Here is a 23,556-nt window from a genome sequence, read left to right on the forward strand (position 1 = left end):
TATTGTAACAAATTTTAGGATTCATTAAATAAAACCCTTCTATTAATATGGCTTTTCTAACTTCAGGATAAAGGAGAACCTGAAGTTAGAAAAAATATATTTAGATAAAAAAAAGTTGCCAACAGTTTTCACTATTGGCAACTTAGTTTTTAAGTTTTACTAAAGATCTTTACTGTAAAGTCTTCGTAAAAGCTAAACCTAACTTAGCGTTAGAAGACTGAGCTCCTGACCAGAAAGGTACAGCTTTTTCAGCAAAATCTCTCTGTGATGCCCATACTTCAGCAAAGAATGCATTTTCATCAGCATTCTTTTGAAGTTGTGCTTGCGCAGCAGCCATAAACTCTACGAAGTAGTCTTCAGGCGTATCCATTAGCTGAACGCCTTGCTCTAGCAAGTCTGCCATTGCAATACCGTTTGCATAGATACGATTTGACATAGAGTCAAGTCTTGCTGCTCTTGCAGCAACATGAATAGCATGTTGGTCACGAGCAGAGATCTTATCCCACACATCGCCATTAATATACATATCTGCATTCACAACGTTCTGGTGAAGTCCTTGTAAGTAGTAATACTTAAGAACTTTTTGGAAACCAAAGTCTCTGTCCGGCTCTGGGCAGCACCATTCTGCTGCGTCAATTACGCCTTTCTCAAGTGCAGGCAGAATATCACCACCGCCCATGGCTACAGCTGCGACACCAATGTCTTTATAAACTTGACCTGGGAGTCCTGGAGGTGCACGGAATCTTAATTTACGGAAGTCATCCATGCTATTGATTGGCTCTTTAAACCAACCCAGCGCTTCAGGACCAACCGGTTGAAGCATCAAACCAACAACATTTAGGTCCATCTCGTCCCATAGTTGATCGTATAACTCTTTACCACCGGCACTGTGGAACCAAGAAAGCCATGCGATATTATCAATACCAAGGCCAGCTCCAGCGATTGGTGAGCCAAACAGCATTGCTGCAGGGTGCTTACCAGACCAGTAGTGAGTCCATGCAAATCCGCCATCAATTAGACCAGCGTCTACAGCATCGATAAGGTCAGCGTTAGGTACAACAGAACCTCCAGGGAGGACTTCCATCGTTACTCTACCATCAGTTAATGCAGCAACATCCTCTGCAAAGTCTCTAACGTAACCAACTTCACTACCTGTAGAGTTTAATACAGATTGAATTTTTAAATTGACCGCCATAGCGCTTGAACTAGCAGTAAGCAATGCTACAGATGTCAAAAGAACAACTTTATTTCTAAACATAAAATCTCCTAATTAATCTAAATAAATATAAAAAGTACTTTGATTAGCGATAAGTTCAAAGAGCACTTAAGGCACTTAATCAAATTTTAGTATACATCAATTGATATATATGTATTATCTATTTCATAAATAAAATGACTCTTTAAGCTATATAATTTAGCTAAAAGAAATAGATTCACTAAATATACTTACAATAATAATTTCACTGTATATCATTTAAATATTTCAATCTATATTATTCTTGATTAATAAAATAATTTACTACTAGAAGTATATGCAAGAGAAATACGATTACATTATTGTAGGAGCTGGCTCGGCTGGCTGCCTATTAGCAAATAGGCTTTCAGCTAATCCTGATAACAGTGTCTTACTGATTGAAGCTGGCCGCAAGGATGACAATCTTTGGCTTCATGTGCCCGTTGGTTATTTTAAAACCATGAATAATCCAAAGTTTGATTGGATGTACAAACTAGAAAAAGATAAAGGATTAAACAATAGAAGAATAGATTGGCCAAGAGGCAAAGTGCTTGGGGGCTCTAGTGCACTAAATGGATTGCTATACATTCGTGGCGATAGGCATGACTACGATAACTGGAAAGATTTAGGAAATAAAGGTTGGGGTTATGATGATGTGCTTCCATACTTTAAAAAGTTTGAATGCCAAGAAAATGGAGAAAATGAATACCATGGTGTGGATGGTGAATTAAAAGTATCTAACCTCAGACTTAGAAGAAAAATCGCCGATCTCTTTATCAAGGCATCTGAAGAAATAGGCATACCTTACAATCCAGATTGCAATGGAGAGAAACAGGAGGGTGTCGGCTATTTTCAGCAAACCTCATTCAAGGGCTTTCGAAGAAGCTCCTATAGGTCTTTTCTAAATAGAAAAATTAGATCTAGAGAAAATTTAACAATCATCACAAATACTCAAATCAGCAAACTGGTCTTCTCTGATAAAAAAGTAATAGGTGTCGACTGTATTCAAAGTAAAGGTCAGCCAAATAAAACTATTTATGCTAACCATGAAGTCATTTTATCTGCTGGGGCAATTAGTTCGCCTCAAATATTACAGCTCTCAGGAATTGGAGATGAAAAACACCTAACTAAGCTTGGAGTTAATGTTATTCATAATAACCCTGCAGTAGGTAAAAATCTTCAAGATCATTTGCAAGTAAGGATGGTTTTTAAAACGAATACTAGAACCTTAAATGATGAACTAAACACCTGGTGGAAAAAAGCTTTAATCGGACTGCAATATGCACTTTTTAGGACAGGGCCATTAACGCTCAGTGCGAGCCAAGTTTACATTTTTACTAATACATCATTGGATGGGTCAAGGCCAAATATACAGTTTCATATGCAGCCATTAAGTGCAGATAAGCCAGGAGACGGGGTTCATCCTTTTTCTGCATTTACAATGTCTATTTGTAATCTTAGGCCTCAGAGTAGAGGTGAGGTCACTATAAACTCAAAGAATCCAAAAGATCTTCCTAAAATTATTCCAAATTATCTATCCACACAGAGTGATCAAAAAATAGCAATTGACTCAATAAAGGTGGCCAGAAAAATTGCAAATGCCAGCCCACTTAAGCAACATATTCTTGATGAGTTCGTTCCTGGAGGCTCATTAGTTTCTGATGAAGATTTACTTGAGGCTGCAAAAAACAATAGCCAGAGTATTTATCACCCAGTTGGAACATGCAAGATGGGTAATGATAAAAACAGCGTAGTCGATGACCAGCTTAAAGTATATGGCGTTAAAGGTTTAAGAGTTGTTGATGCTTCGATTATGCCAGAGCTTGTATCAGGGAACACTAACGCGCCCACTATGATGATTGCAGAAAAAGCAGCTGCAATGATACTTAGTGACAACAAAGTCAGTTTGACTAAGTAGGTGCATTTGTGTATTGTTAACCCTATTTTAAATTCAATATAATGCCCTCCTCATTTTCCGATTTTCGTAGAAGCGAATTATTTAAACCAGCAATTATTGTTCCAACTGTAATCATGCTGGTTTTTTCAATATTTAATCTGACAGCGCCCTCAGATCCCACTCGAATTTCATCATCCTTCGAACTAGGTATTGTTAATGAAGATGTTGGCCCCTCACTCCCATTAATCTCAATACAAGCCATTAAAGGACTTTCTAAAAGCCTCCCTTTTAGGGTGACTCTTCTTAAAGATTCTGATGCCGCAAAAGATGCCCTTTTAAAAGGTAAAGTGTCTTCAGTGATTACTTTCCCTGAAGATTTTTCTCAGCTTGCTCTTAGCAATAAAAATCTATCAATCGGAGTATTAAACTCCCAGCATTTAACAATTGCTGAAACGCAAATAGCCAGCCAGCTCCCATCGATGGTCCAAATTGCGCTGTCAACTTTTGTTTCAAATCTGCGTGCCTCAAAGCTAAATAACCAATCGCCCGATTCAGGCATGCTAGTAATTACAAATGTACAAACAATGTTTAAAGCAAAAAGTTTAGCCTCACTCCCTGCGCCCTTTGTAATGAGCTTTACAACTTGGATGGCTTCAATGGTCGGAGCAATTCTTTTATTTCTGGGAACGCGTCAAATGGCATTTCTTAACAGGGCTTATGTACGAACTATTGTTCCAGTTATGACTATGGGATTTGCCAGCTTTACTCTAGCAACAGTTGTTACATTAACAACTCTTCAATGGGAAGTATTCCTGATGGCATGGTTAAGTGTATGGCTAGTTAGTGTTTGTTTAACTTGGCTATTTCTTGGGATCTTCGAAATTATTGGGCTTTCAGCCTTGCTAATTATTCTTCCTTTAGTTCAGTATCAATCTGTACTGAGTGGATCGGTTGCACCCGTAAGCGCAGCCCCTGACTGGCTTGAACGCATTGGAACAGCGGTACCTTTTGATGCAATCGGCGCAGCCTATAGGGCTATCATTTTTGGCTCAGATGCAAGTTTGCCATTCATCTGGCTATTGAGTGCAGCTTTGATCGGTATTGTCCTCAGTTGGGGATCTGCCATCTTCAAAGGCCGCATGAGAAGGCGCTGGTAATAGCTATAGACAGTTAGTTAGTTAGTTAGACTGTTAATATCGGCCTTATACCTTGCAAGTTGTGTACGTAACTTTTGGTCTTGCTTATCGTTTCTAGAATTTAATATTGCCACTAATAGATGCTGAATTAAATCAGTATTGAAGGCATATGTCGATTGGTAATTTTCAGCAACCAAGTCATCGCTATGAGTTATCTTTTTCAGCCTTTCTTCCCAGCCTTGTTCTCTTTGAAGGATTAAACTAAGCTTTTCATTGAATGCTTTTCGACTCTGAATGCGCTCAGCATCAACCCTCTTCATTTCTTTACTTGTAATCTTTACTAAATCAAGCTGATCTTTAGTCAGTGAGCCCATAAAGCGCCTTAAGTTCTTACGGAGACTTTTGTAACTGTCACTTTGATACACCTGATCATTTCGAACTAGCAATTTTTTTTCGCTCTGAGTAGTTTTGGTTTTTAAAACTTGAATAAATTTTGTGATTTGCTCATCTGATAACTCTCTAGCAAGAGGAGTTGCCCACATGATCATTTGATCCTCTAGACGAAACCAAGACTCTTCAACATTATGAGTAATCAGGGCAATACTTTCTATATCTACCTCATCATTTATAGCCATCTCTAAGTCACCAATAATTTGTGCATATTTAGGCATTTCTTCCACTCTATGCCACTGAAAAAAAGGCGTTAAAAGCTCATCTAAGTATTTTTTTTGATCACGATCAAGTTCAACATAACTTTGCAGGTACCATGGAAAAAGATTATCAAACTGATTATAAATAAAAGTAATTGAACTGCACCCTCCTAAAAAGAGTACCAAAATTAATGCAGCTTTTTTAAGTGTACGTTTCATTATTTAAACCAGTTTTCCTAATTACCAAAAAAATATAATTAACCTAATTTTCCCTATCTATTTAAAAAAAATATAGATCTATGCTTAAATCACTGCTTGACAATAAATAAATGCCAATTTAAATGAGCAATAAAATTCACAATAAAAATATTGAAAGCGAAACTGTAATAACCTCGCCTATTGAATTAAAGAAAACTATTCCAGTAAGTGACAAAGCTAAAGAGAACATTTTAACTAGCAGAAAAACTGTGGACAACATTTTTTCAGGAAAAGATGAAAGACTTATGGTAATTGTTGGTCCTTGCTCGATTCATGACATTGGAGCTGCCAAGGAGTACGCCCTTAAACTCAAATCCCTTCAAGAGGAAGTTAAAGAATCAGTCTACTTAGTCATGAGGGTATATTTTGAAAAACCAAGAACAACGGTTGGCTGGAAAGGATTAATTAGTGACCCAGATATGGACAATTCACTTGACGTTGAAAAAGGGCTCCACCAAGGACGTGAGTTTCTTGCATGGCTTTCAGATCAAGGGATTGCTTCTGCAACTGAAGCCCTCAATCCAATCACTCCTCAATACTTAGGTGATCTTATTTCTTGGTGTGCAATTGGAGCAAGAACAACTGAATCTCAAACTCATCGTGAAATGTCAAGTGGGCTCTCTATGACTGTTGGTTTTAAAAATGGTACTGATGGAAATCTAAACATGGCAATCAATGCTATTAAAGCGTGCTCATCTCCTCAAAGCTTTTTAGGTATTAATGATGAAGGTCAGATTTCAACTTTTAAGGCAATGGGAAATAAATCATCTCACATTATTCTTAGGGGTGGTATTAAGCCTAATTACTATAAGGATGATGTTATTGAATGTGAAAATCTTCTTAAAGAAAGTGGCCTTGCTGCAAGAATTATGATTGACTGCTCACATGACAACTCAAATCAAGATTATAGAAATCAAGGCAAGGTAATTGAAAACATAACTGACCAAATATCTGCTGGAAATAAATCAATTTTTGGGTTAATGCTTGAAAGTAATTTATTTTCTGGGAAACAAAAAATATTAGATAACCAAGATGAAATGGAATATGGAATATCAGTTACAGATGGATGTATTGATTGGCTAGAGACTCATAAAGTTATCAAAAAACTAGCAAAAAAATATCTTAGTACCTTTAACAAATGAGTTACAAATACTTTATTCTGGGCTCATTAGAATAAAGTATTTTATTACTGGCCCAGTAAACCAATTACTTTAGCTGCAGTTGCTCTTAATTCTGGAATAACTTTTTTCATCATAGTTATTCTATCAAAAAGCTCCGGATCTGACTCAAGTGTGGATCGCAGTGAATTACCAAAACTCTTTCGAAGGACAGTACCTACATTGAACTTAGCAACTTGGCGTAAAGACAGCATTTGTATATCTTTATCTTCTAAGCCACTTGTCCCATGAATGACTAATGGCAAGTTTAGCGCTTTCTCAAGCTCGTTAAAGCGCTCTAAATCTATTTCTACAGTTCCACTTTCTAAGCGGTGAACATTCCCTATTGAAATTGCAAGCGCATCTGGCTGCCCCTGTTGCTCCATCTTAAGGGCATCAACAACCTCAGTTAATGCAGATTTAATATGATCACGACCACTTGCATAAGGGACCGAACCCACTTCAGCCTCAACTGAAACTCCTTTAGGGCGAGCATAGTCAACCACGTCTTGTATTAAAGAGATATTTTCAGAGATGGGCAATTGAGATCCATCAAACATTACAGAGGTAAATCCTACATCTATTGCTTCTTTAACTGCATCAACCTCATAGGTATGATCAAGATGCAAACAAACAGGTGCCTTGGATTTCTCAGCCATAGGTCTTAGCATCCCAATAATTTCTTCCATTGTCATAAATTGACGCATATCAAGATTAATAGATAGAATTACAGAAGCATTACGAGCTTCTGCGGAATCAACAACCGCACGCGCATCTTCATAACCAAATACATTAAAACAGGCAACAGCATAGTTTTTATCTTGAGCTGGTGTAAGTATATCTTTAAGATTAGTAATCATTTTTTATTTAAATTTATTAAGCATGTCTTGCATACCAGGAATAGTTTCCAATTGATAGGCGTACTCTTTCTGATAATTCATATGCAATGGACGCTGGGTCTCTCCAGCCAAAATAGTGAAATAATACATTTCAAACCCAGGTGCTGCAACGCAGGGATGGTAGCCTTTATCAAAGACAAATGTTGAGCTATCACGTATATGATAGACGGGGCCAAAGTCCTCACCATCTGGAGTTAAAAACTGAGCACCAAAGCCATTAGGTGGATTAAAACGAAAATTATAAACTTCATTATGTCTACTTTCTTCAGGAAGCAAATCTACTTCATGTTTATGAGGTGGAAATCCTGACCAACCTCCTGCTCCTACTGTAAATAGTTCACTAACCAACAATTTACCAACTTTTCCTGCAGGCTCTTTACCTAGAATATGCTTTATTTTACGATGTGTTTTAGTGTCATCAGAGCCGTACTGAACTTTATCAATATCGTCTTGTCTTATAACAAAAGCTTCATGGGTTTGATTATGCTTAGCTCCAGAGACAAACACTTCCACTTCATTACTGATACAAGTTAATGTTGCTTCACAGTCAACAGGGACATACACACCTTCAGGATCGCCCTCCCAAATATGTTGTCGCTTACCAACCTCTTTAAAAACTTGCCCTTGAACCTGAACATCTATACTGCCAGTTGCTGGAACAATACATGACTCATAATCAGTTAGTTGATAAGTATATGATTCTCCAGCACTTAGCTTGATGATATTGAAATAGCATAGAGGAACTAATTCATTATTACAATCTATGATTGCCTTATTCTTGTTGTCATGTTGAGGGATATGCATATTTAACTCCAAATTGTTTTTGGTTTGATTATTATCTGTTTTTGTAACAGCTCAATTTCTTCCATTTTTGGCATAGCGCTCGCACAGCCTTGTTTTGATACCACTATAGCTGCAGCAGCGCTCCCAGATTCAATAGCTAGTTGCCAGTCTCTAGAAGACATATAATTCATTATCACATTACCTAAAAAAGCATCACCAGAACCATATGGTTTAAGTGCGGGTAAACTATAAATTCCAGTATCAAGCCGATCTTTACCAAAAAAAAGACTACAGCCACTCTTACCCCGCTTAAGAATCATTACTTGATTGCTTGCAACACATTGTTTAACCTGTATATTTATATCATCTTGAAGGATTTTAAATTCTTCTTCGTTGCCAACTAATACATTTGTTAATTCTGCAGCCTCTTGATAAACAAAACGGGTAGTTTTCTGATCAGGCCAGTTCCATGGCCTGTAATCTAGATCTAGCCATACTTTGCAGTCATTTTTTTGAGCATGAACCATCATTTTCAAAGTTTGTTTTCGTGATTCAGCTTCAATTAAGCTGGTGCCAGTTATTATTAGATTTTGGCTTTGAGTAATTGCAAGTTTTACATCTTCATTACAGACAATTTGAAGATCAGCAGGATTATTACGATATATTACTACTTCACAATCCTCTTGGCGTACTTCAGCAATTGCTAGACTAGTCCTCTCATCTCCATAAGTTGTTTGCATCATCTGCAAATCAATACCTTCAATTTCAAGACGCAGCCGAACAAATTCACCAACTGGATCGTCAGACAAGGCAGAGATAAGACCTACTTTACCACCTGCACGCTTCATAGCTATTGCAATGTTCGCCCCAGAACCGCCCACATCACTGGCAAATAAGTCTGCATCGCGAGTTTTACTTCCTACAGGTTGCGGGTACAGATCAAGGCCAGCTCGTCCCACGACCAAGGCATCATATAATCGATTTTCTTTATATTGCATCATGTGATAGTTTTGTTTCAGACATCCAACCACTTTCCAGTCATTGCAGAACGGTCTATTGCATCCATAACTTTTTCGATTTTTAAACCGTCGGCAAAGTTTGGCCATACTGACTGACCCGTTTCAATTGAATCAAGTAAATGTTTAAGCTCACAAACCTTTACATCAATAAAGCCAAGACTGTGGCCTGCATTGGGTAAAAACGCATCATATGGTGGTTGCGCTGGGCCACTCAATATTGTTTTAAAGCCCTCCTGTCTTGGATCATCACTTCTTGTATAAAGCTTAACTTCATTTAAACGCTCTTGGTCATGACAAATCATGCCTTGAGAGCCATGTATTTCCCAACTTAATCCACACTTTCTTCCCCATGCTACTCGACTGACGCGCAATGTCCCCTTGATTCCACTCTCAAAGTGAGCCAATGCAGTGCACACATCATCGTTATCAACTGGCAATGTTTGTCCTGGATTCTCTGGATCCGAACGCTCCTTATGGACTGTATCGTAATCTCCCACTAGTCGAGTTATTGAACTACCCGTCATATAGTGAGCCATACTAACCAAATGACACATAACATCAGCATTTGCACCAGAGCCAGAAGCTTCACGATTCATACGCCATGAATGAGGTCTATCTGGATCAGCTTCATTATCAACATCATAAATCCCATGAAATCCAATTACTCGACCTATAGCGCCTTCTTCAATGAGCTCTCTAGCACTTTGAACAGCAGGATTTTGAGTATAGTTGTAGCCTAAGATAGTTTGTGCATTGCTAGCTAGAGCAGCTGCGAGCATAGCTTCAGAGTCTGCTAAATTAGTTGACATCGGCTTTTCACACCAAACATGCTTACCAAGTTTGAGGGCAGCTACTGAAATTTCTTTATGAAGCGAATTGGGAACACATACTGAAATCAACTGGACCTTTGGGTCATTGACCACATCCATCCAATCAGAGGTGCAACGAGAGAATCCCATTTCAGTTCGCATCACTTCAGCTCTTTCAGGGTTGTAATCACAAATCATCTCCAAACTAGGTCTTAAGCCATCACCAAAAACACTCCCAGCTGCTGCATAAGCAATAGAATGGGCTTTGCCCATAAAAGCGGTACCAATAACTCCTACACCTATAGTTTTCATTCTCTTTCCTCTATTTGAATTCCAAATTTTTCACAGTAACTTTTAATATTTTTATACCCCATTGTCACATAGGTTAATGGGTGAGCCTTAGCCGGGTCTTGTTCAGCCTCTACAACTACCCAGCCACTGAAGTTGGCTTCGCCCACCATTTTAAATAGCTCAGAAAAATTAAAATCACCGTCCCCAGGAACTGTATAAACTCCACTCAATACTGAGTTTAAAAAACTTGAATCAGTATCTAGTGAGTGGTTTAATATTTCATCTCGAACATCTTTACAGTGAATATGCATAACTCTATCGTTGTGTTTTTTATAAACTTCTAAAGGATCAGCGCCAGCATAAATTAAATGACCAGTATCAAATACTAAACCAAGATCAGTAGTTGTCATAGCCATTAGCTTGTCTATTTCTTCTTCGATTTGAACAACTGTTCCCATGTGATGATGATAAGCAAGCTTCATTCCATTCGACAAAGTATATTTAGCTAGCTGACTCAACTTTTCAGTCCACTCTTCCCATTGTCCATCATCAAGGATAGGGCGTTTTGAGAGTGGCGAACTAATATCTCCATGAACACAAGAGTCCATTTCACAATAAACAATTACTTCCGTACCCATATCTTTAAGAAGATTCATGTGAGGTGTTATTCTTTCTATCTCATCTTCAAGACTGTCTGCTAATAAGCCCCCACAAAACCAACTAGAAACTACGTCCATACTATATTTATCAAATAATGGCCTTAGTATTTCCGAATCCTTAGGCCACTTACCTCCTAATTCAAATCCACGATAACCGGCTTGTTTTCCCTCTGTTAAGCAATGCTCTACTGTAGTATCTTTGCCAAGTTCAGGCATATCATCGTTAGTCCATGAAATCGGACTAACACCAATTTTTACACTCATCTTACTTCTCCAAATTAATGTTAATATTATTTAATCAGCAAGTCTAAATTGCTGAAGCTCCAAAAGCTTTAAACTAAATTCCTCTAGACTAACTATATCTAGAAGCGATTGCTTAGTAAGTTCAAACATGCTCATACCCTGCAACTTAGAGTTTGAATTTTGATCATAGTCAAGGTTTGTTGGAAATGCATAGCCATCTGTCGCGCAAATAAGGACATTTTCAATTAGTTTTTCTGAAAGAGTTTTTTTAATTGAATGCTCCAGTAGGAATGGGTAAATACGCTCAAGAATTTTAATGTAATTTATACTCTCCATAGTCTTACCAAAAGGAGATGAAATTTGTAAAAGGTTGCCGATCCTATGAAAGTCATTTGAAGTGTTAGACCCAGCTCCATGCAATAAAGCAGGATTAAAAAAAATACCATCGCCTTTATTCATTTGATTTTGAACTGCATTTGTATTAAAAAATTCAGTACATGCATCATCTCTCCAGGCAAGGTAGCCTAAGTCGAAGTGGTGCGAATAAGGCAAAACAATCGTGGGCCCAGTTTCTAAAGGCATGTCGGTGTGTGCGACCCCACCTTGCAGAGTTAAATAGTTTGAAAGGCGGTGAGCTGAAATAGGAAACAGCTCAACAACTTTATTTTCTTGAAACCCTAAATGGTAATCACGGTGTGGTTTTTGCATTTCACCGCCAGGTCTTACAATATTAACTTGCGCAGTCATTTGAGAATTTGGCCCACACCAGGACTCTGCAACTAACTTTAAAATATCATTTGAATAGTAACTAATAAATGCATCAGGATCCACCAACGCAACTTTTTGAAAACTATTCCATATCCTTGTATTTGTTCCAGAAGCGAAATGGTCATTGCTAGTTCCAGTCTCTTTTTGAGTAATTTTCTCAAAAATCCTATTGCTCTGATCTAAAACTTCATGTTTATAAAGATTGCGAATAACAAAAACCCCTGGACCACTTTCTAAGGCATGAAATAACTCAGTTTTTAGTTCTTTTTCTTTTTCTTTATTTCCAATAAATGAAGTAAAGTTTTTTGCATCATAAACGACCACATTATTTATAACTGATTCGGATAATGGGTAGTCATTTTTTAGAGTTTTTTGAGAGCAGACTTTCTTTAGGTCATCATAATTTATATCAGACTCACTGAAAAAAACTTGGCTATTAGTTGATTTTAAAGCTTCTTTGTTCATATTTAATAAGGTTGTTGTTTTTTCCCTTTCTTATAAGAGTTATAGACTTCATCGCCATTTTTATTTGACGAAACCTCAGGAACGGCAACCTCCCACCAACATCCACCTTCTGGACTTATTTTATGAGAATCAGTCACTAAGCTAATAAGATAAGATTTTGAAGATAAACGGGCACGTTCCAGAGCTGAAGCTAATTCATTAATATTTTCAATATGTTCAGAGTTCGCTCCTAAAGACTGCGCATGAAGAGCAAAATTGACATTTGGATGGCCGTCATCAATACTTTCACAATCCTTCAATAAATTATTAAATGATCGGTTTCCAGTTGCATTTTGCAGTCGATTAATACAAGAAAAACCTCGATTATCTAAAACAACTACAATTATTTTTTGTCCCAACATTACGCTTGTTGCTAATTCTGAATTAAGCATCAAATATGACCCATCTCCTACAAGAACAATTACTTCTCGCTCAGGCTCAGCCATTTTTACGCCAAGACCGCCAGCTATTTCATAGCCCATACAAGAAAATCCATACTCCGCATGATAGCCGCCCGTTTGCTCAGTCCTCCAAAGCTTGTGAAGTTCACCAGGAAGACTTCCTGCAGCACAAACAACTATATCTGTCGCCTTTCCATTTCGCTTTAACTCTCCCAAAACTTGGGCGTCAGTTGGCAGTGAATCCATAGTTTGTGATGTGCTCTTTATTGAAGTTATTTCATCATAATAGTTATTCCATTTACTGCTTTCTTCATGCGCTAAGTCTTCCCATTCTTGACTCGCTTTCCAATCAGATAGCTTCATATCTAATTGTTGAATTCCAAGCTTTGCATCGCCCCATAATGGCAATGCATTGTGTTTTATTGCATCAAAACGGGCTACATTTAACTGCACTATAGTTGTGCTTGAAAATAACGCTCTGGAGCCAGAATTGAAATCATTTAAGCGTGTACCAATGGCCAAAACTAAATCCGCTTTTTTTGCCATATTATTTGCTGCATTTGATCCGGTAACCCCAATAGCGCCAACATAGCTAGAGTGGTCCCAAGCCAAGGCACCTTTTCCAGCAGATGTCTCGGCAACTGGTATTTGGTGTTGTTTGGCAAAATGTTGTAAGTCCTCACAGGCCTTAGCATAATGAACCCCTCCACCTGCAATTATTAAAGGTCTTTTTGATTTAATTAACAACTCTATTGCATGGTCTAATTCAGCATCATCAAGTTTAATCTGGCGAATTGAGTGAGTTTTTTGAGTAAAGAATTCTTCAGGATAATCGAATGCTTCAGCCTGCACATCTTGAGGCAAAGATAAAGTTACTGGGCCACAATTTTCTGGGTCTAGCAGTGTTTGAATTGCCACAGGTAAACTATTAATTATTTGCTCGGGCCTCATAATTCGATCAAAATATCGACTAACTGGCCTGAAGCAATCATTAACGCTGACTGTAGGGTCTGAGAAATCTTCTAGTTGCTGAAGAACAGGATCTGGAGTGCGGCTTGCAAAATAATCACCAGGCAACAATAACACTGGCAGTCTATTTACATGGGCTAATGCTGCAGATGTAATCATATTAGTTGCGCCAGGTCCAATTGAACTTGTACAAGCCATTATTCTTTGTCTATTATTAGCCTTTGCATAAGCAATTGCTGAATGAACCATTCCTTGCTCACTATGGCCACGAAATGTAGGAAGCCAGTCTTCACACTCTGACAATGCCTGACCCATTCCAGCAACATTGCCATGTCCAAAAATAGCAAAAACTCCAGCAAATAATGGATGTATTTCATCATCAATCTCTATATATTGGGCTGATAAATATCTAACGATAGCCTGTGACATTGTCAGTCTGACTGTTTTCATAGTCTTTACTCCTCTCTATATTTTTTCCAAGATTTAATTAGTTCTATGTAATTATTGGACACTAAATCAATCAACTCTTGATCACTTATCTTTTTTTCCATCCACTGCTTGGCTGGCTCATAAAAAATTGTCCTACCAACAGTAAAACCTTTGCAAATTTTATGTTTTGAGGCATCCTCAAAAGAACTTTTTACAGCATCCATAGATGCTGATTGACCTAATAATAACACACCTTCACAGTGCGCATCATTTTGTAATATCACATCGCTCACTTGCTCCCATGACTTGTCTTTCAGTGCTGGCAATTTCCACCAATCCGGCTTGATACCAAGACCATAAAGCCTATTTAGTATTTGTGGAATAGTTGATTCATGCTCTTCCAAGTCCCCAGGTAGAATGATCTCTAATAACAATTGATGTCCACTTTTAATACAAGCAGAATTGAGCTCTATAATTTTCGATTCTTGCTTTAACCTCAATTCAATAGGATCATTGATATGATAAAACATCAAGCACTTTACAACATGCGTAAGTGGCCAAGACTGGAGTTTCGATCCAATCGATCCTCCTCCCTCAAACTCTAAAGGACAAGAGCCTGGAAGCTCCACAGGCCTTCCAATCCACCATGACCTTTCAGCAATAGAGTGAAGCGCTTCTTCACCATAAGTGTCATCGATTAATACACCCACACTATTCTCATCAATATTACTTCTCTTAATAGTCTCTTCAATAGAATTTAAAAATAAATTTTTTAGCTTAACTACACGCTTAGGGCTCTCTCCACAATCAATTGCTAGGTCATAGAGCTGCTTACGATGATCAAAAGCGAAGCCAAAAATCTCAGATCGAGCAATGCTTCTTGAACTAACTCTATGAAGATGATTAAGCTCTTTGTCTTGACTTGGATCTGGAATATTATGCGCATTATCTAGATAATAAAAGAGTTCTTGCTCACTTGGAATCGCTGGCGCACAACCATGTCTAGAGACCACTAGAGCTCCAGATGCATTTGCATAATTGGCACTCTTCTCAAGACTTTCATTTCTCAAGTAACCACGCAAAAATCCAGACATGAAAGCATCGCCAGCACCCAGAACATTTAATATATCTACTTTATTACCTTTGATAACTTCAAACTCACCTGAGTTATTTGGAATATCACCACTAATTACTGTGCACCCCAATGGTCCAAGTTTTAAAATAATAATAGCATCACTTACCTCTCGAACTTTCTTTAAAGCAGTAACTGTATCCTCACTTCCACCAGCAATATGTATCTCCTCTTCAGTGCCCACAATTACGTCACAATAAGGCAGTATAGTTTGTATGTGCTTGCTTACATCAGCGCTTGCAATAAAACGAGACTCCCCATCACCCAGTCCTGTTAAACCCCATAAAACAGGCCGATAATCGATGTCTACAATTACCTGAGTGCCCCCTGCTTTAGCGAACTCAATAGCCTTCATACTTGTCTTATATGTATTGTCAGAAGAAAAGTGTGTCCCTGTAATTAAAAGCGCTTTACTGCTAGCGATAAATTCGGCTGAAAAGTCTTTTATGTCAACTGCCATATCAGCGCAATCGTTTCGATAAAAAATAAGCGGGAAAGTGTCTTTATTTTGTATACCTAGGACAACTAAAGCTGTTAATCGATCTTTGTCTGTGACAACATGCGAAACATCAACGCCGACACTTGCTAATTCATTCCGCACAAATCTTCCCATATGCTCATCACCAACTCTGCAGATCATTGCAGACTTTAGCCCTAATTTTGAAGAGCCATAAGCAATATTTGCAGAAGAGCCTCCAAGATATTTTGCGAAACTCCCCATACCTTCAAGAGTAGATCCAATTTGTTGCCCGTATAAATCTACTGCAGCGCGCCCTAGGCAAATAACATCAAGTGCTTTCATTATTTATCTAACATCCATTGATGATCGGGGTGATTCTTAAAAATCCATTTACGTTTTGGGCCCGCCATTACATTTAAATAGTAAGAGTCATACCCATAAGGAACCCCAACAGGATGGTATCCAGATGGAACTAATACAACACATTTATCTTCTACTGCCATAGTTTCATCAATAGACAAATCATCAGTATAGACTCGCTGGAAAACAAAACCTTGCGATGGGTTAATCCGATGATAATAGGTTTCCTCAAGATAAGTCTCAACTGGAATGTTGTCTGAGTCATGCTTATGAGGTGGATAGCTCGACCAATTACCTGCAGGAGTTTTAACTTCAACAACCAAAAGGCTATCAGCCTCATCTTGTTCTGGCAAGATATTACAAATAGACCTTGTATTACTACCTTCTCCCCGCACCTCATTAGTCATTTCTTCAGGCTTTATATGTCTTACAGGATAGTTACCAAAACCAGGTGCCATTGCAATTGCAAGCTCTAGCTTGGTTGTCGCTTTGATGGTTACTTGGTTGTTATTAGGAACATATAATGCATGTGGCTTAAGATCTTCAAATACGCTCATTCTATCGCCAATATTAGAAAAAGTATCATCTTCAACTTTTATATCGGCCTTCCCCGATAAAATTATTAGGCATAATTCATTTTCAATTTCTATTAAATTTAAAGTTTGTTCAGGCTCCAGCTCATAAGCTTTAAATCCAACAAAATCCCAATTTGCTGATTTTGGAGTAATGTCTTGATAACAACCATTTGAACTTAATTTAGGGCGAGATAAAAGTGACATATTTAATTTCCTTGTTGATGATAGCCAATTGATATACATATAGCCTGAACGAGACACATTGTGGCCCCTAAAGACCTAAAAGTATGAATTTCTGCCTCATGAATGCTAAATAAAAAATCTGCTAAATGAGCAATAGGATTGAGCTCTGTATCGGTCAGCAAAATTACCTTTGCTTTTGAATTTTTTGCCTCTTTAACTGCTTCTGTTGTCATCGTATTGTAAGGATTATAAGTAATTGCAATGAATACTGTTTTGTCATCAAGCCAATTTGAAAGGTTCTCCACTTCATTTACATCATTAGCAATACGACATCGTATACCGAGATTGTTTAACATGTAATAAAAGTAATTTGCTACAGGTTGGGCTCTATTTGTACCGCACAAAATTACTTCTCTAGCATCACACAATGCCTTCACTGTTTCTTCTATTAACTGAACATCTATTTGCTCAGAAAGTAATTCTGTAGCAACAATATTGCGACTCGTAATTTCTTTAAAGATATTTGAACTATTTGTAGACACACTTGTTTCAGTAACTTTTTTCACGTCCGTGATGCGTTGTCGATAGTTAATAGGAGATTGTGAAATTTTGACCTTAAATAGATCTTGTAGTTCAGCAAAACCACTAAAACCAAAGTGTTTTGCAAAGCGGACTAGGGTTGAAGGGTATACTCCAATTTCTGACGCAATAACCGCCAAGGTATTTATTGCAAGGTTTTGTGGCTGATCAATTACATAGAAAGCAATCAACTTCATTTTTTTGCTTAATCTTGGATAGCTTTCTTGAAGCAAGCTATTTAAATCATTAATATCTTGTGGAGGCATTCTATTTAAAATCTATAAATTAATTGAGTTGCCACTTTGGAGTGACTCTTTAGCAGCTTCAGCAATTTTTAACGCAATAACCCCATCAGAAATATTAACACTAGGCTGAGTACCAGACTGAAATGATTCCATAAAATGCACTAGTTCATTGTGGAACGCTTTTCCATATCTTTCTAAAAAAAAGTGTTGGTTTTTGGTCTGCTTAATTCCAGATGAGTTACTTAAAATAACACTATCTTCAAGGACATTTTTTACTTGAAGCATGCCTGTCTCACCAAAAGCTTCAATTCTCTGATCATAACCAAAGGAGGCTTGTCGACCATTAATAATAGTAACTATTGCCCCCTTATTCATATTCATTATTACACTTGCTGTATCAACATCTCCCTGCTTAGCAACATCATCATTTGCAGCATTAGCAGAAACATAGATACTTCTTGGAGTGTCATTAAGAATCCAACACGCCATATCAAAATCATGGATCATCATATCGTGAAATAAACCACCGGACCCTGCGATATAGTCCATTGAAGGTGGCTCAGGATCATGAGAAGTTATTATTAAAGACTGAATTAAACCAATTACATTTGCATCAACTTTATTTTTTAAACTAGCCATATGAGGATCAAAACGTCTATTAAATCCTAACATACATACAATACCACTTTCTTCAACAGCTTTAGCGCACGCTAATGCTCTATCAAGACTTAGATCTATAGGTTTTTCACAAAAAACAGGCTTACCAACTTTAGCACATTTTTCTATAAGGTCTGCATGGGTAGAAGTACTGCTAGCAATAATAAAAGCATCTATTTCATTATTTTCAAATGCCTCATCCATTGAAAGAGTGATAGCATTGTATTTATTCGCAAGCTTTTCGGCAGACTCTTGATGAAAATCTACAACAGAGTGGAGATTAGCGTTTTCATCACTGGCTATCGCGATAGCATGAACTGCTCCTATGCGACCGGCACCAATTAGACATATTTTCATAATTAACCTCTATTTTTTTAATACTGATAATTCTTTATTACCAGACATCATGGCTTGTAATTCTTGGAAATCAATTTCACCTGCTTTAGCAGTACCTAGAGTCTCACCTCGAGATAAAACCGTAAACTTATCCCCCACTGCCAAAGCGTGGGAAACATTATGAGAAATAAATACTACCGCAACACCTTTTTCTCGAACCCTTTCAATAGTTTTTAGCACATTTGAGGTTTGATAAACTCCCAGGGCTGAAGTTGGCTCATCAAGTATCAATATTTTGGCGCCAAAAAATACAGCACGGGCAATAGCAACAGTTTGCCTTTCGCCCCCAGACAGAGTCCCAATTGATTGAGTAGGGTCACGCAATTGAATTCCCATTTTGTCCATTTCAGTCATCAAAATTGAGTTGCATTTCTCAAAATCCATGACAGTGATTGGGCCCACTTTTTTTGTCAACTCCCTGCCAAGCCAAAAATTTCGAGAAACCGACATTAATGGAATTAAAGCCAAGTCTTGATAAACCGTTGCAATGCCAGCATCAATTGCATCTCGAGGGTTATTAATTTCAGTCTCTTTTCCGTTAATATTGATCTGGCCACTTGTTGGCTGATGAACGCCAGACATGATTTTAATAAATGTAGATTTTCCTGCTCCGTTATCACCCAATAAACAATGACATTCTCCAGCATTAATAGAGATTGAAACCCCTTTTAGAGCATCTACATTTCCGAAGCTCTTATGGATATCTTTAAGTTCCATTAACGGTAAATCACTCATCATTTTGCCCCAGTAATTAATTTACGAACGTGAGTATTAAGAATCACCGCTAACAATAGAAGAACACCTAAGAACACTCTAAACAAAGAACTCTCTACTCCAATAAAAAATAAGCCTTGTTGAACTACTCCAAATATGACTGCTCCTAGTGCAGCTCCAATAACTGAACCGTAGCCACCCGTTAATAAAGCGCCGCCTATAACAACTGAAATAATTGCCTCAAACTCTTTTAGAATTCCTCTATCCGCTGAAGCTGAACCAAACTCAATAACCTGGGTGGTTGCAAATACAGTCGCACAAAAAGCTGTAAAGACAAACATCAATATTTTAACTCTGTTTACTGGGACACCTATATGACGAGCAGCTTGTGCATCACCGCCTGAGGCATAGATCCAGTTACCAAACCGAGTTTTTGTTAATAAAAAATGTGCAAAAATAACGAGTCCTATAGCCCAAACCATCATCATTGGGATACCCGATACAACTGGCTGACCAGCCTTTGTGCCAGCGACAAACGTTTGAATTATGCCTTGCTCAGCAAGCCAGTCAAATACGCCTGTAAATATCTTGCCACCAAAAATTGGTGCTAACCAGTCATTTTCAGCGACCTCTGTAACTCCACCAATAATGGTTTTTTTCGTACTTATGATTGCAATAAAGATTGTCATGCCTCGCAGGATATATAAAAATGCAAGACTCACAATAAAAGAAGGTAAATTTGTTTTGACTGTAATGTAGCCAATTAATGCACCTATAGACATCGAAACAACGAATGCTATAAGGATACTAAGCCATACTGGCCAACCCCAAACTACTGAGGTCACTGCTATGACAATTCCTGCAAAACCGATCATTGACCCTACTGATAGATCAAATTCTCCAGCGATCATGAGAAGGCAAGCGCCAACAGCAATAATGATAAACTGTGAAGACACGATTCCCCAATTCATAGAGCCTTCTAATGAAAACATCCCCGTATCTCGGGCTACTAAAAAAAGAATAGAAAAACTAATACAACTCCAACAATTGCACCTAAGTCAGGACGAAGTAATGCGACACTAAATTTAGAACGAATTAATGAAATTTTTTTTTCAATTGTAGACATGATTTGATCCTATTGGTTTATTCAAAATAGTTAAATTTGAACTTTAAACCTGATAAAGATAAAAAAAATGCTACCCACCAATTTAAGATTATGGTGGGTAGCACGTTAATAAACTAAATTAACTATTAACGGTAAACGCCTGCATATTTTTCAACTAAGCTAATATTACTCTTAGTGATAAATCCAGGGCCAGAGTTAATTGCACCAGAAGGCCATACGCCATATCTTGACAAGTTAGTCAACATTACAACTGGAAGATATCCTTGTAAGTACGGCTGTTGATCAATAGCGAAAGAAATAACATCTGCTTTAACAGCAGCTGCAATCTCACCAGAAAGATCAAAAGTACCAAAATAAATATCGCCCGAACGACCCATATCATCTAAAGCTGAAAGCGTTGGATGAGCAGAAGTTGGACCTAAAGTAAGAATTGCATCTGTATCAGGATTTGATCTAAGATGAGCCATAACTTTATTTTTTATTTCTGTTGGATCTTGTCCAGAGTCGATCATTTGATTTCCAAGATCTACACCAAGAGCATCTGCATAGCCCTGGCAACGATCAACTGATACCGGGTTTGTAAAGAAGTGATTAACACATAAAAACTTTGTTGCTCCAGCAGCTTTTGCTCTCTTACCAGCACCAAAACCAGCATCATACTCAGGCTGACCAATGTGCGCTAATGCTCCTAGCATTTCAGATTGCTCACGAGTACCAGAGTTAATTGTTACAACTGGGATTCCTTTTGCTATAGCTGAAGTAATTGGTCCTTTTAGGACGTCATAATCAGCAATCGTAACAATAATACCATCAGGGTTGCTTGCAGCAGCCTGCTCAACGATACGTGCCATATCAGCAAGATCTCCTGTAGTTGGGTTACGATAATCAACATCGACACCCATTTGCTCACCAGCAATTTCAATTGCATTTTTAATTGTATTCCACCATGAATCAGAATCTGGTGCATGGCTAATTAGTACAAACTTTTCACCATCTGCCATCGCTGCCGTACTTCCCACAGTTGTTCCGAAAAGAACAAAAACTGAAAGAAATAGACTTGAGACATATTTATTAATTTTCAACATAATTTTGTATCTCCTTTCTATAAGTTTTTTTGAAGTCACGATTGACCCCAATATTGAAGGATTTTTAGAACTTCAATATTTGGAGTATACATGAAGAGATATATATGTTTTCTAATATTTAGAAAATAGAACATATGTTTCATGGCATGGAAGGCGTTCAATTCTATACTCAACTTAAAACTATTACCTCAAGGCGACCTTCTGAGATAAGAAAAGGCGCATAATTTCATTTTGAAAGCGGTAAGGATGAATAATTAATAACGGTAAATTTAGCTTCGTATAGGTACTTTAACCCTACAATAAAAAAACAATTGACAGTGCTTTGATTTAGTATCAAAATGTGATTTATAGTTCAACTCAAATCACTATTATGACAAGAAGAAAATCAGGTGGAAGAGAAGCAAGAATTGCACTAAGAAGTGCCCCACTAGCAGAAGAAAAAAAGCCTGTTTTACCGGGTGAGATTGGTGGAAGATATAAACCCCTTAGTGACAAACAAGTTATTGATATTGAAGCTAATATTTTTCGAATTCTAGAAGAAATTGGATTTGGTGATGCCACGCCCCACTGTATTGAAACTTGCGTTGCTTTTGGCGCTATTCTAGGAGATGATGGTAGATTAAGAATGCCAAAAAAAGTAGTTGAAAAAGCCATGAACCTTTCACAGCGAAATCTCACTCTTCATGGGCAATCCCCAAAACATGATTTAGATTTAAGTGGCTCAAGAGTTCACTTCTCAACTGCTGGCGCTGCAGTTCTTATTGCCGACCCTGAGAACAACGAGTATCGAGAATCTGAAAGTCAAGATCTATACGATATGGCTAGAATTGCAGATCAGTGTGAACACATTCATATGTTTCAACGAACTTGTGTTTTGAGAGACATTGCTAGTCCCCGTGAGATGGATCAAAACTCAGTTTATTGTGTGGCAATGGGAACTGAGAAGCATTTAGGCGCAAGCTTTACAGAAGCTCAGCACGTAACTGATGCGCTTGAAATGCTTCATATTATTGCTGGAAGTGAAGAAAAATGGTGTGAAAGGCCGTTTTTAAGCATGAGTAATTGCCATGTAGTGCCTCCAATGAAATTTGCAGAAGAGTCTTTAGAATGTGTTCGTGTTGGCGTTGAAGGTGGCATGCCAATATTACTTCTATCAGCAGGTCAAGCTGGGGCAACAGCACCTCCTCTTCTTCCTGGCGTTGTGTCCCAGGCTTGGGCTGAATGTCTTGGTGGACTGGTATATGTGAATGCCATCAAACCAGGTGCACCGGCAATTCTTGGAACTTGGCCTTTTGTGTCTGACTTAAGAACTGGATCAATGTGTGGAGGCTCTCCAGAACAAGGATTAATTTCAGCAGCTTGTGCGCAGATGGGCAACTTTTTAAACCTACCAACTGGAACGCCTGCAGGAATGACAGACTCTAAATTCCCAGATTTTCAAGCGGGGTCAGAAAGAGCATCTACTCATGCAGTCACAGCAATTGCTGGTGCTAATATAATTTATGAATCCGCTGGAATGTATGCAAGTCTTTTAGGTACATGTCCTGAAAGTTTGCTGATGGATAATGATTTATTGGGCGCGTCAATGAGAATGACAAAAGGGTTCAGCGACGATAGTGAAGAGTCGCTTTGTTTTGAAACGATTAAAGATGTTTGTTTGAATAATAAAGCTCACTATCTTGGATCAGATTTAACAATTAGCGTTATGCAAAGTGAGTATATCTTTCCTGATTTAAGTGATAGAGACAGTCCAAATGATTGGGCTGATATGGGCAAACCTGTGCTACTAGAAAAAGCAATCAAGCAAAAAAAAGAAATACTATCGGAGCACTTTCCAAGTCATATTAGTGATGACGTTGACCAAAAAATACGCGAAAAGTTTAATATTAAATTAAGCAGAAAAGATATTGGCCGTAAACCTTTTAAAAATAAATAATT

The 23,556-nt window shown here is 37.9% G+C and carries 19 protein-coding genes and 1 pseudogene; 4 read left to right on the forward strand and 16 right to left on the reverse strand.

Annotated elements, in window-relative coordinates; genetic code table 11:
* Positions 1-169: 169 nt before the first annotated feature.
* Complete coding sequence (locus tag ABXT51_RS07985; RefSeq protein WP_416651715.1) at positions 170-1,258, reverse strand: TRAP transporter substrate-binding protein; 1,089 nt, start codon at positions 1,256-1,258, stop codon at positions 170-172.
* A 274-nt stretch (positions 1,259-1,532) separates the two neighbouring features.
* Between ABXT51_RS07985 and ABXT51_RS07990 the strand changes: the two genes are divergently transcribed.
* Together ABXT51_RS07990 and ABXT51_RS07995 are read left to right on the forward strand one after the other, a co-directional pair.
* Complete coding sequence (locus tag ABXT51_RS07990) at positions 1,533-3,152, forward strand: GMC family oxidoreductase (protein ID WP_416695160.1); 1,620 nt, start codon at positions 1,533-1,535, stop codon at positions 3,150-3,152.
* 41 nt (positions 3,153-3,193) lie between these two features.
* Positions 3,194-4,288 (forward strand): ABC transporter, encoded by a 1,095-nt coding sequence (locus ABXT51_RS07995; protein WP_416695162.1) that lies wholly within the window; start codon positions 3,194-3,196, stop codon positions 4,286-4,288.
* Between the two features lie 17 nt (positions 4,289-4,305).
* On the opposite strand, the gene ABXT51_RS08000 is transcribed toward ABXT51_RS07995, so the two are convergent.
* Positions 4,306-5,136, reverse strand: a complete 831-nt coding sequence (locus ABXT51_RS08000; RefSeq protein ID WP_416695164.1) for a DUF6279 family lipoprotein — start codon at positions 5,134-5,136, stop codon at positions 4,306-4,308.
* A gap of 122 nt (positions 5,137-5,258) precedes the next feature.
* Between ABXT51_RS08000 and ABXT51_RS08005 the strand changes: the two genes are divergently transcribed.
* Entirely contained in the window at positions 5,259-6,317 is a 1,059-nt protein-coding gene (locus tag ABXT51_RS08005; protein WP_416695167.1) for a 3-deoxy-7-phosphoheptulonate synthase, read from the forward strand.
* Between the two features lie 44 nt (positions 6,318-6,361).
* Here ABXT51_RS08005 and ABXT51_RS08010 read toward each other — a convergent pair whose 3' ends face one another.
* The 14 genes and pseudogenes from ABXT51_RS08010 to ABXT51_RS08075 form a co-directional block, all read right to left on the reverse strand.
* On the reverse strand, positions 6,362-7,192 hold the full coding sequence (locus ABXT51_RS08010) for a class II fructose-bisphosphate aldolase (protein WP_416695169.1): 831 nt from the start codon (positions 7,190-7,192) through the stop codon (positions 6,362-6,364).
* A gap of 3 nt (positions 7,193-7,195) precedes the next feature.
* Positions 7,196-8,035, reverse strand: a complete 840-nt coding sequence (locus ABXT51_RS08015; protein WP_416695172.1) for a 5-deoxy-glucuronate isomerase — start codon at positions 8,033-8,035, stop codon at positions 7,196-7,198.
* A gap of 2 nt (positions 8,036-8,037) precedes the next feature.
* On the reverse strand, positions 8,038-9,015 hold the full coding sequence (locus tag ABXT51_RS08020) for a PfkB family carbohydrate kinase (RefSeq protein WP_416695175.1): 978 nt from the start codon (positions 9,013-9,015) through the stop codon (positions 8,038-8,040).
* Between the two features lie 14 nt (positions 9,016-9,029).
* Complete coding sequence (locus ABXT51_RS08025) at positions 9,030-10,154, reverse strand: Gfo/Idh/MocA family protein (protein WP_416695178.1); 1,125 nt, start codon at positions 10,152-10,154, stop codon at positions 9,030-9,032.
* Entirely contained in the window at positions 10,151-11,056 is a 906-nt protein-coding gene (iolE, locus tag ABXT51_RS08030; protein ID WP_416695180.1) for a myo-inosose-2 dehydratase, read from the reverse strand. The genes ABXT51_RS08025 and iolE overlap by 4 nt, the downstream gene beginning before the upstream one ends.
* 30 nt (positions 11,057-11,086) lie before the next feature.
* Positions 11,087-12,268, reverse strand: a complete 1,182-nt coding sequence (locus tag ABXT51_RS08035; RefSeq protein WP_416695182.1) for a phytanoyl-CoA dioxygenase family protein — start codon at positions 12,266-12,268, stop codon at positions 11,087-11,089.
* A gap of 2 nt (positions 12,269-12,270) precedes the next feature.
* Entirely contained in the window at positions 12,271-14,127 is a 1,857-nt protein-coding gene (gene iolD / locus ABXT51_RS08040) for a 3D-(3,5/4)-trihydroxycyclohexane-1,2-dione acylhydrolase (decyclizing) (RefSeq protein ID WP_416695184.1), read from the reverse strand.
* 5 nt (positions 14,128-14,132) lie between these two features.
* Entirely contained in the window at positions 14,133-16,040 is a 1,908-nt protein-coding gene (locus ABXT51_RS08045) for a bifunctional 5-dehydro-2-deoxygluconokinase/5-dehydro-2-deoxyphosphogluconate aldolase (protein ID WP_416695187.1), read from the reverse strand.
* Positions 16,040-16,837, reverse strand: coding sequence for a 5-deoxy-glucuronate isomerase (gene iolB / locus ABXT51_RS08050; RefSeq protein WP_416695189.1), 798 nt, complete (start codon positions 16,835-16,837; stop codon positions 16,040-16,042). Before iolB ends, ABXT51_RS08045 begins: the two co-directional genes overlap by 1 nt.
* A 2-nt stretch (positions 16,838-16,839) precedes the next feature.
* Positions 16,840-17,661: a MurR/RpiR family transcriptional regulator gene (locus ABXT51_RS08055; RefSeq protein ID WP_416695192.1), complete on the reverse strand. Its 822-nt coding sequence runs from the start codon at positions 17,659-17,661 to the stop codon at positions 16,840-16,842.
* 12 nt (positions 17,662-17,673) lie between these two features.
* Positions 17,674-18,654, reverse strand: coding sequence for an inositol 2-dehydrogenase (gene iolG / locus ABXT51_RS08060; protein WP_416695194.1), 981 nt, complete (start codon positions 18,652-18,654; stop codon positions 17,674-17,676).
* Between the two features lie 9 nt (positions 18,655-18,663).
* Positions 18,664-19,428, reverse strand: a complete 765-nt coding sequence (locus ABXT51_RS08065; RefSeq protein ID WP_416688468.1) for an ATP-binding cassette domain-containing protein — start codon at positions 19,426-19,428, stop codon at positions 18,664-18,666.
* A pseudogene (locus tag ABXT51_RS08070) lies at positions 19,428-20,533 on the reverse strand (ABC transporter permease). Before ABXT51_RS08070 ends, ABXT51_RS08065 begins: the two are co-directional and overlap by 1 nt.
* Positions 20,534-20,658: 125 nt before the next feature.
* Complete coding sequence (locus ABXT51_RS08075; protein WP_416677827.1) at positions 20,659-21,618, reverse strand: sugar ABC transporter substrate-binding protein; 960 nt, start codon at positions 21,616-21,618, stop codon at positions 20,659-20,661.
* Positions 21,619-21,988: 370 nt separating this feature from the next.
* On the opposite strand from ABXT51_RS08075, the gene ABXT51_RS08080 reads away from it, so the two are divergent.
* Entirely contained in the window at positions 21,989-23,554 is a 1,566-nt protein-coding gene (locus ABXT51_RS08080) for a trimethylamine methyltransferase family protein (RefSeq protein WP_416695196.1), read from the forward strand.
* Positions 23,555-23,556 lie beyond the last annotated feature (2 nt).

Source organism: Candidatus Pseudothioglobus sp. Uisw_050_01 (assembly GCF_048085775.1).
GTDB lineage: Bacteria > Pseudomonadota > Gammaproteobacteria > PS1 > Pseudothioglobaceae > Pseudothioglobus.